The sequence below is a fragment of the Paenibacillus sp. FSL H8-0548 genome (assembly GCF_038630985.1).
GTDB lineage: Bacteria > Bacillota > Bacilli > Paenibacillales > Paenibacillaceae > Pristimantibacillus.
In genome coordinates, this window is record NZ_CP152049.1 from 1,761,161 (window position 1) to 1,774,280 (window position 13,120).

The 13,120-nt window shown below is 44.9% G+C and carries 13 protein-coding genes and 1 other annotated feature; of the genes, 12 read left to right on the top strand and 1 reads right to left on the bottom strand.

Features of this window, described 5'->3' with window-relative positions:
* Nucleotides 1-410: 410 nt before the first annotated feature.
* From MHI37_RS07475 to MHI37_RS07495, 5 genes are all read left to right on the top strand, one after another.
* The gene (locus MHI37_RS07475; RefSeq protein ID WP_076334377.1) at nucleotides 411-1,646 is read left to right on the top strand and encodes a glycosyltransferase family 2 protein; all 1,236 of its coding nucleotides are present in this window, start codon (nucleotides 411-413) and stop codon (nucleotides 1,644-1,646) included.
* A 107-nt stretch (nucleotides 1,647-1,753) separates the two neighbouring features.
* Nucleotides 1,754-1,912 (top strand) — a sequence feature (ribosomal protein L20 leader region).
* A 56-nt stretch (nucleotides 1,913-1,968) separates the two neighbouring features.
* Nucleotides 1,969-2,466, top strand: a complete 498-nt coding sequence (infC, locus tag MHI37_RS07480; protein WP_144023568.1) for a translation initiation factor IF-3 — start codon at nucleotides 1,969-1,971, stop codon at nucleotides 2,464-2,466.
* 34 nt (nucleotides 2,467-2,500) lie between these two features.
* On the top strand, nucleotides 2,501-2,698 hold the full coding sequence (gene rpmI / locus MHI37_RS07485) for a 50S ribosomal protein L35 (protein WP_076334375.1): 198 nt from the start codon (nucleotides 2,501-2,503) through the stop codon (nucleotides 2,696-2,698).
* A gap of 50 nt (nucleotides 2,699-2,748) precedes the next feature.
* Nucleotides 2,749-3,108: a 50S ribosomal protein L20 gene (gene rplT / locus MHI37_RS07490; RefSeq protein ID WP_054028358.1), complete on the top strand. Its 360-nt coding sequence runs from the start codon at nucleotides 2,749-2,751 to the stop codon at nucleotides 3,106-3,108.
* A gap of 183 nt (nucleotides 3,109-3,291) precedes the next feature.
* Nucleotides 3,292-3,705 (top strand): hypothetical protein, encoded by a 414-nt coding sequence (locus MHI37_RS07495; RefSeq protein WP_076334374.1) that lies wholly within the window; start codon nucleotides 3,292-3,294, stop codon nucleotides 3,703-3,705.
* Between the two features lie 14 nt (nucleotides 3,706-3,719).
* Here MHI37_RS07495 and MHI37_RS07500 read toward each other — a convergent pair whose 3' ends face one another.
* Nucleotides 3,720-4,181 carry a GNAT family N-acetyltransferase gene (locus MHI37_RS07500; RefSeq protein ID WP_083675989.1) on the bottom strand — a complete coding sequence of 154 codons (462 nt, stop codon included), beginning with the start codon at nucleotides 4,179-4,181 and terminating at the stop codon, nucleotides 3,720-3,722.
* Between the two features lie 561 nt (nucleotides 4,182-4,742).
* On the opposite strand from MHI37_RS07500, the gene ilvB reads away from it, so the two are divergent.
* From ilvB to MHI37_RS07535, 7 genes are all read left to right on the top strand, one after another.
* Nucleotides 4,743-6,488, top strand: a complete 1,746-nt coding sequence (ilvB, locus tag MHI37_RS07505) for a biosynthetic-type acetolactate synthase large subunit (protein ID WP_076334373.1) — start codon at nucleotides 4,743-4,745, stop codon at nucleotides 6,486-6,488.
* Entirely contained in the window at nucleotides 6,485-6,970 is a 486-nt protein-coding gene (gene ilvN, locus MHI37_RS07510) for an acetolactate synthase small subunit (protein WP_076334372.1), read from the top strand. Before ilvB ends, ilvN begins: the two co-directional genes overlap by 4 nt.
* A 225-nt stretch (nucleotides 6,971-7,195) precedes the next feature.
* Complete coding sequence (gene ilvC / locus MHI37_RS07515) at nucleotides 7,196-8,188, top strand: ketol-acid reductoisomerase (protein WP_076334371.1); 993 nt, start codon at nucleotides 7,196-7,198, stop codon at nucleotides 8,186-8,188.
* Between the two features lie 124 nt (nucleotides 8,189-8,312).
* Nucleotides 8,313-9,857: a 2-isopropylmalate synthase gene (locus MHI37_RS07520; RefSeq protein WP_076334370.1), complete on the top strand. Its 1,545-nt coding sequence runs from the start codon at nucleotides 8,313-8,315 to the stop codon at nucleotides 9,855-9,857.
* A 274-nt stretch (nucleotides 9,858-10,131) separates the two neighbouring features.
* Nucleotides 10,132-11,211 (top strand): 3-isopropylmalate dehydrogenase, encoded by a 1,080-nt coding sequence (gene leuB / locus MHI37_RS07525; protein ID WP_076334369.1) that lies wholly within the window; start codon nucleotides 10,132-10,134, stop codon nucleotides 11,209-11,211.
* A gap of 143 nt (nucleotides 11,212-11,354) precedes the next feature.
* The gene (locus tag MHI37_RS07530) at nucleotides 11,355-11,903 is read left to right on the top strand and encodes a peroxiredoxin (protein ID WP_076334368.1); all 549 of its coding nucleotides are present in this window, start codon (nucleotides 11,355-11,357) and stop codon (nucleotides 11,901-11,903) included.
* 676 nt (nucleotides 11,904-12,579) lie between these two features.
* The gene (locus MHI37_RS07535; protein ID WP_076334367.1) at nucleotides 12,580-12,996 is read left to right on the top strand and encodes a hypothetical protein; all 417 of its coding nucleotides are present in this window, start codon (nucleotides 12,580-12,582) and stop codon (nucleotides 12,994-12,996) included.
* Nucleotides 12,997-13,120: the final 124 nt, after the last annotated feature.

The following is a 13,120-nucleotide window of genomic DNA, read 5'->3' on the forward strand; positions in this document are numbered from 1 at the left end:
GATGATGTTTGTCGAAAGTGCGCTAAAGTGTCGAAAGTAAAATGGTTGTTCACTTGTTCGTCACATTCCGCCTCGACTATAGAAGCAACTTTTTCACATTCGTGTTCGTAAGTAAGGACGATAGTGCTAATAATTTAGCAAACTGTTGAAAATAAGGCTGAATCGCAGTAAAAGGAGGAAATGTATTCATTAGTGAGTCATGCAAGCGTTTTTCTGACGAGATTAAGCGTAATGAAGTCTAATTCAACTTTTGACAAAGAAGTTGTTTCTGTGGAGAATCAATTAAGATTCGAGAGTGTTTGCAGAGAAACGCTCATACAAAGAGAAAATATATAATAAAAAGCTTGCAGCCAATCGATCTTGATTGCTGAACAAAGCAAAAAACTGGGGTCTTAAGGGGGCAGTGCAGTATGGTTCTAAGTGTAGTTTTTATTGTTTTACAAGTTGTGATGGCTTCACTTGCAGTATATCAATTCGGTATTTCAATTTTTGGTTTTTTCAAGAACCAAAGCCGCAAGCATCACGCACCGCAAAAATCATTTGCCGTGCTGGTAGCAGCTCATAATGAAGAAAAGGTAGTAGGCGCGTTAATCGAAAATTTAAAAAAGATGGACTATCTACAGGAACTCTACGATATATTTGTAATTTGTGATAATTGTACGGATGGAACGGCTGATATTAGCCGCAGTCTAGGCGTACATGCTTGCGAGAGAACAAATCAACATCTACGCGGAAAAGGCTATGCGATTGAGTGGATGCTTAAGGAACTCTGGGCTATGCCGCGTCAATACGATTCGGTGGTTATGTTCGATGCTGATAACTTGGTCAATCACGATTTCCTACAGCTGATGAACAATGATTTGTGCGAGGGACATCAAGTTATTCAAGGTTACTTGGATACAAAAAATCCGGATGATTCATGGGTTACTGCGGCATACGGCATTACGTACTGGTATTGCAACAGATTGTGGCAGCTATCGAGAACGAAGCTGAAAATGAGCAACTTCCTTGGCGGTACCGGCATGTGCTTTGATTCGGCTCTGCTTAAGGATATGGGCTGGGGAGCAACGAGCCTAGTTGAGGATTTAGAGTTTTCTATGCGCTGCGTGCAGCGTGGTATTTATCCAGTGCTTAACTACGATGCGAAGGTTTACGATGAGAAGCCTGTTACGTTTAAAGCTTCTGCAAGGCAGCGGCTGCGCTGGATGCAGGGACATTTTAATGTAGCCCGCAATTACTTTTTTCCGCTTCTCTGGGCGAGTATTAAAGAACGCAACTTTGTGAAGTTTGATTCGGCGATCTACACCATTTCGGTTTATAACACATTGTTTGGTTTTATTCTGACCTTGATCATGTGGGTAGATATCGCGATACCGGCGACTAATTATTTGGATTCGTTATACAATTATTTGCCATGGTGGACGATTGCTATTGCTGCGTTTGCAGGGATTATACAGTTCCCGCTCGCGTTGATGCTCGAAGGAGTCAAGTCTTGGAAGATGTATGCACATCTGCTGACGCTTCCTTTCTTCCTTCTATCCTGGTGGCCGATTACATTCTATGCTTTCTTCACTCAAAACAACAAAACCTGGAGCCATACGCAGCATACGCGAGTGGTTCGCATTGAAGAAGTACAGAGTAAATAGACCCGTGCTTGGATGAGGCAGCCTAGCCTATAAACTTGAAAGCAGCTGTTGACATATGCTTGTGGGCCGTGATATAGTAACACGGTAACATTTTTAACTAACTTAATACGCACAAGCAGAAGCACCCGCTTCTCACCTTTCGGCTTAAGCTGGCTGGTTCGCGATAATCGATTAGTCATTCCATTGTTTCACACTGAAATAATGTTCTGACATATATGTACGGTTATGAGATGCGGGTTCTAGTGAACCCGCATTTTTTTATTGCGTGGAAACATGAAAAAAACATTTTTGGAGGTGGCACGTTATTAGCAGAGAACATCAAATCAATGATGAAATCCGGGCCAGAGAAGTACGTTTAGTCGGAGCTGAGGGCGAGCAAATCGGTATTAAGTCGATTCGTGATGCTATGCAGCTTGCTATTGAGCTTAATTTGGACCTGGTGAACGTCGCCCCGACGGCTAAGCCGCCGGTATGCCGTATCATGGACTACGGAAAGTTCCGTTATGAGCAGCAAAAGAAAGAAAAAGAAGCTCGTAAAAACCAGAAGATCGTTGATCTTAAGGAAGTTTGGTTCCGTGCCAACATTGATGAAAATGACTACCAAACGAAATATCGCAACGTTATTAAGTTCCTAGGTGAAGGCGATAAAGTGAAAGCATCCGTAAGATTCCGCGGCCGTGAGATTGCACATGCTTCTCTTGGACAAAAGATTTTGGATCGTCTTTCCAAAGAGGTTGCCGAATTATGCAGCGTTGAGCGCGCTCCTAAGCTGGAAGGCCGGAGCATGATTATGATTTTGGCACCCAAAACCAACAGCTAACAACTGATGAAGAACTTTAAGGAGGATAACTGATATGCCTAAGATGAAAACTCATAGCAGTCTGAAAGACCGCTTTAAAATTACTGGAACTGGTAAAGTAAAACGTTACAAAGCTTACCGTAACCATTTGCTTTCACACAAATCCGGTCGTCAAAAACGCGTACTTGCTAGCCAACCGCTTATGGCTGCTGGCGACGTTCGTCGTTTGAAGCAAGGCCTTTCGAACTTGTAATATGAAGCAACATCAAATAAGCTAATACAACCCACAGGAGGTTTCCATTCATGGCAAGAGTCAAAGGCGGATTTGTCCGCACTCGTCGTCGCAAGAGAATTCTAAAGCTAGCAAAAGGTTATTTCGGTTCCAAACATCGCCTGTTTAAAACAGCGAAGGAGCAAGTTGGTAAGTCACTTATGTACGCATACCGTGACCGTCGCAACAAAAAACGTGACATCCGCAGACTGTGGATCGTTCGTATTAACGCGGCAGCTCGCATTAACGGTCTTTCATACAACAAATTCATGCACGGCTTGAAGCTTGCGGGCGTAGAAGTAAACCGCAAAATCCTTGCTGATCTCGCAGTTAACGATATGACTTCGTTCAACTCACTTGCAGGCATTGCAAAAGAAAAAATTAACGCGTAGACGTTAATCTATAAGGGCAGTCCATGATGTCATTTCGATGGCTTCGGGGCGGCCCTTTTTTAATAGATAGAAGAGTATAAGTTTTCAGGTATACATACATTTTATTGCACAGAGGACAAACAAACAGTCGGAACCTGCTTTCCTGGAATATGTTAAAGAACAACGGGAAAGGAGGGAATACGCATGCGTAACGTTTCCAAGCAACAAGCAAGAAAATTGATCGGAAAACAAATTTATGCATTACGTCCAGATGGCTCTGTCGTCACTGGCAAGCTCGTCAGGGTTCATCAAAATAAACTGGTCGTAGCTCCACTGAAACAAGAAAAGGGCAAACAAGTGCAAACAAAAGCTATTTTAACATTAGTTTTATTTGATCTTCTTGCCATCGGAACTCTTCCGTTTATTGCTGGAGGCTTTGGTGGAGGTGGCGGCGGCGGTTACGGCGGCGGATGCTGCAACAACAACGTCAACCAAGGCTATGGCAACCAGGGTTACGGGTATCAGGATTACGGAAACCAAGGTTATGGAAATCAAGGCTACGGGTATCAAGATTATGGGAACCAAGGTTATGGAAATCAAGGCTACAACGGGTACTAATGGTGTTTAGGCAATCATAGCGGGGTGAGCGGCTTGAGCAGCTCGTAGCAGCGAAGCTCAGGATAGTAGCCTATGGTACTGTATCCAAGCTTATTGTACAACTGATGGGCTTTATCATTTACTTTATCAACAAACAGCCTGGCGACCTTGCAGTGCTGCGCCTGACCGTAGGCCTCGCTATGCGCCATTAGTTTTCTCCCCCATTGCCGATTTCGGTGCTGGGGATGCGTAACCATCATATCTAAATACAGAACGTCACCCATGACTTCAAAGTGTATGAAGGAGATTGGCGGGCTTTTTTTGGATAGAGATGCTACATAAGTAACGCCGCGCCGGAAACGCTTCGGAAGCTCTCTTATGGTCTGAGCATCCAGCTGGTGGACGGTATGCGACAATGGGATAAGCTCAGTGCGAATGAGCCGAACTACCTCAGCCTCATCAAGCCTAGGATCGTATATGCGTATCATGATCATCATTCCCTTCCTGCTCTGCTTTGCCCAAATAAATAGAGTGCTGCATGAATTGCTCTTTAAGGGGCTAAACTATAATATGTATTGTGGTTGCGGAATGCTCCGAATACAATTTATGCGAAGAGTTACGAAGGGTTCTTGACGAACGTGGCTTCGGGGCATATAATAAAGAAAGTCTTATCTACCACGTACCGGTGTACGCACCATGTGGTAAATACACAATCAGCAATGATGAGGACGAAGTGCTTAGGGCCCTTTTGAACAGAGAGCGGATGGATCAGCTGCAACCATCGCCAAAATCCCTTTTCTACGAGCTCACCTCGGAGCTGTTTCCTTGAAAAGCAACAATGAAATGTTGCCTATTAGGGGGAATCGCAGGGCAAGCGTTAAAGTGCCAATAGTATGAGCGCATGTGCACGGCGTTCTTACTTGTGGAGGTTATACATCGGGAGATGTATAACGAATTTGGGTGGTACCACGGAAGATATACCTTTCGTCCCTCGTTGCTTCGTTTGAAGCAGGAGGGGCGAAAGGTTTTTTTGTTTTTTTCTGAGAGGAGGATGACTGATGGTAACGCAAGATGCAACACTGAAGTCAAAAGAGGAATTGAAGGAAAGGCTCTCGAAGCCTGAGGTCATATCTGGTTCGGAAATATTGCTTCGTAGTCTGCTGCTTGAGGGTGTAGATTGTGTGTTCGGCTATCCAGGCGGAGCGGTGTTGTACATTTACGACGCTATGCACGGAAACCCTGATTTCAACCATTTACTCACTCGTCATGAGCAAGGTGCTATTCACGCAGCGGATGGCTACGCACGCGCAAGCGGTAAAGTAGGCGTTTGTATTGCAACTTCAGGACCTGGAGCAACAAATCTGGTAACGGGTATCGCAACGGCTTATATGGATTCTGTACCTTTAGTTGTTATTACAGGCAATGTCATTTCCAGCTTAATTGGAAGCGACGCTTTCCAAGAAGCGGACATTACAGGCATTACGATGCCAATTACTAAGCACAGCTACCTCGTGCGTGACGTTGAAGATTTGCCGCGTATTATTCATGAAGCTTTCCATATCGCGAACACTGGCCGTAAAGGTCCGGTTTTGATTGATATACCTAAAGATATTTCAGCGGCAAAAACATTGTTTAAGCCAGCGACTGAAGTGAGCATCCGCGGTTACAACCCGACGGTTTCGCCGAATAAGAATCAAGTGGATAAGCTTATTAAAGCAATAGAGCAAGCTGAGCGTCCACTTATTCTAGCCGGCGGCGGAGTTGTATACTCTGGCGCACATGAGGAGCTATTCGAATTTGTAACGAAAACACAAATTCCAATTACAACAACGCTGCTTGGTCTGGGAGCTTTCCCAAGCGGAAATGATCTATTCCTAGGCATGCCGGGTATGCACGGCACTTACACAGCTAACAAATCGATCCAAAGTGCAGATTTGCTTATTAATATCGGCGCTCGCTTCGATGATCGTGTAACGGGTAAGCTGGCGGGCTTCGCTCCACTGGCCAAAATCGTTCACATCGATATCGATCCAGCTGAGATTGGTAAAAATGTACCAACGGATATCCCGATCGTAGGCGACGTGAAAACTGTTCTGGAAATCGTTAATAAGCTAGCTGTACGTGCAGAAAAAGCTGACGACTGGCGTGCGAAGCTCAAAGCATCATGTGAGCAATATCCATTCAGCTACAAGGACTCTGATGTTGAATTGAAGCCGCAGTGGGTTATAGAGCTGATTCACGAAACAACAAATGGCGATGCGATCGTAACGACTGACGTTGGCCAGCATCAGATGTGGGCTGCGCAGTATTACAAATTCAACAAGCCGCGTTCATGGGTAACCTCTGGCGGCTTAGGTACGATGGGCTTTGGTTTCCCATCAGCAATTGGTGCTCAAATGGCTAATCCGGGACGTGTTGTCGTTTCCATTAATGGTGATGGCGGTATGCAAATGTGCGCGCAAGAGCTTGCGATTTGTGCGATCAATAACATTCCGGTTAAAGTTGTCATTATTAATAATCAGGTGCTTGGAATGGTTCGTCAGTGGCAAGAGCTTATTTATGACAACCGCTACAGTCATATTGATCTTTCGGGCAGCCCGGACTTCGTTAAGCTATCCGAGGCATATGGCGTAAAAGGCTTCCGAGCAACGAACAAAGAAGAAGCCCGTGCAGTATGGGAAGAAGCGCTTAGCCATCCTGGTCCTGCTGTCGTTGAGTTTGTCGTTCGCAAGGAAGAGAACGTCTATCCAATGGTAGCGCAAGGAAGCACCATCGACGAAATGATCATGGGGGATGCGGAATGAAAAAACACACGATCGCAGTAATCGTTAACGATCAGCCCGGCGTTCTCCAGCGTGTATCCGGCTTATTCGGACGCCGTGGCTTCAATATTGAAAGCATCACAGTCGGTTCTAGTGAAGAAGCAGGCTTGTCGCGTATGGTCATCGTCACTTCGGGTGATGATCATACCCTCGAGCAGGTTACGAAGCAGCTGTACAAATTGATTGATGTCATCAAGGTCATTGACCTGAGCTCTAATCCAATGGTTGGCCGCGAGCTTGCACTTATTAAAGTAAATGCAGAGCCGAGCTCACGTCCGGAAGTTCTAGGCGTAGTTGAAACTTTCCGCGCAGCGGTTGTTGATATCGGCACACATTCGCTTATCGTACAAGTTGTAGGCGATACTGAGAAAATTGATGCTATGGTTGAACTGCTTAAGCCTTATGGCATTCGTGAGCTGTCGCGTACAGGCGTAACCGCGCTGAACCGAGGCAACGCTAAGTAATCGCTGCATTATAATTATAAAATAGATGCAGGTATACGTTTCACGTTATACTAGACTTATATCTTATAGCGAAGCGTGCTTAGGCCACCTGTGGGCGGCCTGAGCAGCTGCGCATGGCATTACCCCTATTTGAGCGGGAGTTTAAGGGGAGAACCGCTGCTTTTGCGTCATTCTCTGCTTAAACACCCGCTCAAAAGGGTTAAATTAAAGGAGGCAATTATTAAAATGGCAGTTACAATGTACTATGAAAAAGACGCCGATCAAGGCGTACTACAAGGTAAAACAATTGCAGTAATCGGATACGGCAGCCAAGGCCACGCGCAAGCGCAAAACCTTCGCGACAGCGGCTTGAAAGTGGTTATCGGACTTCGTCCTGGTAAATCCGCAGACGTAGCAAAAAAAGACGGCTTTGAAGTACTTACAGTTGCAGAAGCAACTAAAGTGGCTGACGTTGTTCAAATTTTGCTTCCTGATGAAACACAAGCGCAAGTATATAACGATGAAATCGCTCCAAACCTGAAAAAAGGCGCGGCGTTGATGTTCTCTCACGGTTTCAATATTCACTACGGCCAAATCAAGCCTAATGCAGATACAGACGTATTTCTAGTTGCTCCAAAATCCCCTGGTCACATGGTTCGCCGTACGTACGAAGAGGGCTTTGGCGTTCCTGGACTAATCGCAATCGAGCAAGATGCTTCTGGCAATGCTAAAGCTATCGGTCTTGCATATGCTAAAGGTATCGGTTGTACACGCGCAGGCGTTATCGAAACATCTTTTAAAGAAGAAACAGAAACAGATTTGTTTGGTGAGCAAGCTGTTCTTTGCGGTGGTGCTTCTGCACTAGTTAAAGCAGGCTTCGAGACTCTTGTTGAAGCTGGCTATGCTCCAGAAATGGCTTATTTCGAGTGTTTGCATGAGCTTAAGCTGATCGTTGACATGATGTATGAAGGCGGAATCTCTTCCATGCGTGATTCCATCTCCAACACTGCAGAATATGGCGATTATGTAACAGGCCCTCGCATTGTTACAGAAGAAACAAAAAAAGAAATGAAACGTGTATTGGAAGATATCCAATCCGGTCGTTTCGCTCGCGATTTCATCTTGGAAAATCAATCGAACCGTGCAATGCTTACAGCTACTCGCCGTAACGAAGCCGCTCACCCTATCGAGCAAACAGGCGCACAGCTTCGTGAATTGATGCACTGGATCAAGAAGTAATAAGAGATAGAATGAACGACCATATCCCGGTTCGCCGGATCGCAGGGCGATGCGGACCTACGTATCGCCCTGCGGCTCCAGACGCGTGCCGGGATCATTCTGTTCACGGAGGTGCAATGCACAAATGCGGAAAATTTATGTTTTCGACACAACGCTTCGTGATGGAGAGCAATCTCCCGGTGTAAACCTGAACACGAAGGAAAAGGTAGAGATTGCCCTTCAGCTTGAAAGGCTGGGAGTGGACCGTATGGAGGCTGGCTTCCCAGCAGCTTCACCAGGAGATCTAGCTGCGGTTAATGCGGTAGCACGCGCGGTCAAAAATTGCACAGTTATCGGTCTATCACGTTCACGTGAGCAAGATATTGATGCCGTTCGTGAAGCACTCATTGGCGCACAGGATCCTTGCATCCATGTGTTCCTTGCTACAAGTCCCATTCACAGGAAGCATAAGCTTCGGATGGAGAAGGAGCAGGTGCTGGAAACTGCGGAGCGTGCCATTCGCTATGCCAAAAAATATTTTGACAAAGTTGAATTCTCAGCAGAGGATGCTGGTCGTACAGAGCTGGACTTTTTGTGCCAAGTGGTTGATATGGCGATTAAAGCAGGTGCGACTGTTGTTAATATCCCGGATACGGTCGGTTATTTGAATCCACTAGAATTCGGAAACATCTTCAAAACCTTGAAGGAAAATGTACCGAATATCGAGAAAATTCAGCTTAGCGCACATTGTCACGATGATCTGGGGATGGCAACTGCCAACTCGCTTGCAGCAATCATGAACGGTGCCGATCAAGTTGAAGGGACCATTAATGGAATTGGGGAGCGTGCAGGCAATACGGCACTTGAAGAGATTGCTATGACGCTTGCGACACGCCCTGATTACTTTGGTGCTCAAACGACTTTGAACCTGAAGGAAATTGCTAAGACGAGCCGCCTTGTCAGCAAGCTGACAGGAATGGTCGTACCAGGCAATAAAGCGATCGTTGGAGCCAATGCCTTCGCGCATGAGTCCGGTATTCACCAGGATGGCATGCTCAAGGAAAAAACGACATACGAAATCATTTCACCGGAAACGATTGGATTGAAAGAGTCTAAGCTTGTCCTTGGCAAGCACTCTGGACGCCATGCATTCCGTGAGAAGCTGATTGATCTTGGTTATGAGCTTGAGGACGAAGCGGTTAACGCAGCTTTCGCCAAATTCAAGGATCTAGCAGATCGCAAGAAGACGGTAAGTGATGAGGATATTCTTGCCTTGCTTGAAGAGAAGCTGATTGATACGCCAGAAGTCTTTAGCTTGGAAACGATTCAAGTGAGCTATGGCAATCAATCTACGCCAAGCGCATCCGTTCGAATTCGCAAGGCTGAGGGCGAGAGTGTAGAGGAAGTGGCAATCGGCAACGGTTCCGTAGATGCTATCTATAACGCTATCGACAAAGTTACCCAGGAAACTGTGGAGCTTGAGGACTATTCGATTAAATCCGTGTCGCAGGGCAAGGACGCACAGGGCGAAGTACATGTTGTTTTGAAGCAGGATGAAGTTTCTGCGCAAGGCCGTGGACTAAGTACTGATATTCTTGAAGCAAGCGCGCGTGCATACATCGATGCACTGAATCGATTAATTGAGAAGCGCAAGACACCAGGCCGTCGCGATAAGATGAGCTTGATTTAAATAGCTGTTATCAGAAATAGGCAGGCCACGGAGAAATATCTCGATGTGGACTGTCTCTTTTTGTTTGAGCCTAACAACGCCATTTTGCAGGCTCCCTATTCACTTTATAGTCTTAGTCTATAGAGTAAATAGATTTTATATCTTTGTAATCAATCCCGATTTATGGTACAAATGATAATAGAATGAGAATGTGAATATAGGCTTGCGTGTTCAACGTGCTATTGTAGTGTTGAATGGACAAGCTTAACTGAAAAAGAGGAGTGTTACATTAATTATGTCAGAAGTGAAAAAAATCGCAGTTATTGCCGGCGACGGTATTGGACCTGAGGTTGTTGGCGAAGCTCTTAAAGTACTTAAAAAAACAGAAGAGCTTTATGGCTACAAATTTGAAACAGAGCACGGCCTGTTCGGCGGTATTGCCATCGATGAGAAAGGAACACCGTTGCCGCAAGAGACGCTTGACCTTTGCAAAGGCGCAGACGCAGTATTGCTAGGCGCAGTAGGTGGACCGAAATGGGACAACAACTCGAAGGAGCTTCGTCCAGAAACAGGCTTGCTTGGCATTCGTAAAGAATTGGGCTTGTTCTCGAATATTCGTCCAGCGACAGTATTCGATTGCTTGAAGGAAGCATCGACATTGAAGCCTGAAGTTCTTGAAGGCACTGATTTGATCGTTGTTCGTGAGCTTACAGGCGGTATTTATTTCGGCGAGAAATTCCGTCGTGAAGGTGCGAACGGAGTTGAAGCGGTTGATACTTGCGTATACAATGAACTAGAAATTGAACGTATCGTTCGTCAAGGCTTTGATATTGCTATGACTCGCAGCAAACGTCTTGCTTCGGTTGATAAAGCGAATGTACTTGAAACTTCTCGTCTATGGCGCGAGGTTGTTAATCGGATTGCTCCTGAGTATCCTGAGGTTGAACTTGAGCATGTGCTAGTAGACAACTGTGCAATGCAATTGCTTCGTCGTCCTTCAAGCTTCGATGTTATCGTAACTGAAAATATGTTCGGCGACATCCTTAGCGATGAAGCAGCGATGCTGACAGGTTCGATTGGTATGCTTTCATCCGCTTCACTTGGTGAAGGAAGCTTCGGCCTATACGAGCCAGTACATGGCTCGGCACCTGATATTGCAGGTCAAGGGATATCTAACCCAATTGCTACAATTCTATCGGTAGCACTTATGTTCCGTCTAACGTTTGGTTATCATGAAGCGGCAGCGGCGATTGAAGCAGCTGTTAAAGAAGTACTAGATGCAGGTCACCGTACAGGCGATATCGCTGTTGATAAGAGCACAGCAATCGGTACAACTGAAATGGGCGATTTGATCGTAGCAGCACTAAAAAAATAAATTCAATTTATAATCATTATAATTAAATAATGGTTATCATATTGACTTTAATACAAAGTGATGATAATATTTATTAGGCAGTCACACAGAAGATGTTGCATAAAAAAATAAAATTTATGGATAGGTCAAGGAGGTTTTCTATAATGGCAGATCGTTTGGTAGGTCGTCAAGCACCGGATTTCACATTGGAAACAGCAACAGGAGACGGTAAAGATTTCGGTACAGCATCACTTGCAGATTACAAAGGCAAATGGTTGGTATTGTTCTTCTACCCACTAGATTTCACATTCGTTTGCCCTACTGAAATTACAGCTTTGAGCCTTGCAGCTGCAGATTTCAAAAAATTGGATACTGAAATTCTTGGTGTCAGCGTAGATAGCAAACATAGTCACCGTGCATGGATCAACACGCCGGTTAACGATAATGGTCTAGGCCAATTGGAATTCCCGCTTGCTGCTGATATCACTAAGAGTGCTGCTCGTGACTATGGCGTGTTGATTGAAGAAGAAGGCGTGGCTCTTCGCGGCCTATTCATCATCAACCCAGAAGGCGAAATTCAATACCAAGTTGTTAACCATAACAACGTAGGCCGCAGCGTTGACGAAACGCTTCGCGTATTGCAAGCATTGCAATCCGGTGGACTTTGCCCTATTAACTGGAAACCAGGTCAACAAACATTGGTAACGAAATAATTATTTTGTAATATAGAAGATAAGCTCGCGCCATGAAATGGTGCGGGCTTTTTCTATTTTAAAATATAGGAAAGTATATCATTTCGCCATACTTTCTCTATATTTCTCGGAATGAAACGCGCTGGCACCGCCGAAGGACGGCGACAGCCGTTTCACCCTGTATAGAGAGTTAAGCGTATTGTAATGCAAAAGCAGGAATTTCCGCTATGCAGGGAGAATAAGTTATACTTAGCCGCAAAGCTAAAGCAATGACTTTATAATTCGATAGTGTGGAAACCAATACCTGTGATGAGGTTACGCTGCAGTTTGTACAACGTAATCGACGTTACTATTCTGAATCGACGCATAGACTGTAGTTTGTGCAATAGATTGTCTATTATAGGGCGATATTCGTTGGTATGAAGCTAATTCTACTGCAATAGTACAATGTAGCCGTCTGAAATAGCTCAAATGTGAGGTTTTTATTGTTATAAGTGCAGTCTAGGCTGCTTCTCTTTAAACTAGCGGGACTTTATCTTACGAAGTAGGTTTGCTGCGCAAACCTTAGTTGATGCTTACGAAGTAGGTTTGCTGCGCAAACCTTTGGTTGATGCTTACGAAGTAGGTTTGCTGCGCAAACCTTTGGTTGATGCTTACGAAGTAGGTTTGCTGCGCAAACCTTTAGGAGGGGTCGTCAATGAGTTTTTGCTGTGGAGCTAGTATGATTGGTACAAAAGGTACACTGAAGCATAATCGGACGCATATTCACAATGTTCCGATTATGTTCTGTCCGTTATGTCACCGTGTTGATATTCATTATTTAATTGAAAATGAATATGAAATATTAGCCGAATATGCGCATGGCGATGGCGCGGCTGAAGTTGATTTCCAAGAGTATGTGGAGCAGGAAGACAAGGTATTGCTTGAAAATTGCGTCAATCATGAGAATGAAGATCCAATGGATGTTGTTTATAGTCAAATAGATATGGCACTTGATTTGCTCAGCTTCGCTAAGCAAATTGAAGATACGGAATGGCAGCTTGTACTGAAGAAGCGTCTGGGAATGCTGAATAATCGAAGGAATAAGCTCCGTCAGCGTCGTACATCCGTTTAGTTTATTAACTCGAATGGTTAGCCTCCACGCCGGAGGCTTTTCTTTTTGGAGAATATAGGAAAGTAGATCATTTCGCTATACTATCTCTATATTTCTCGGAATGAAACGGCTGGCACCGTTAAAG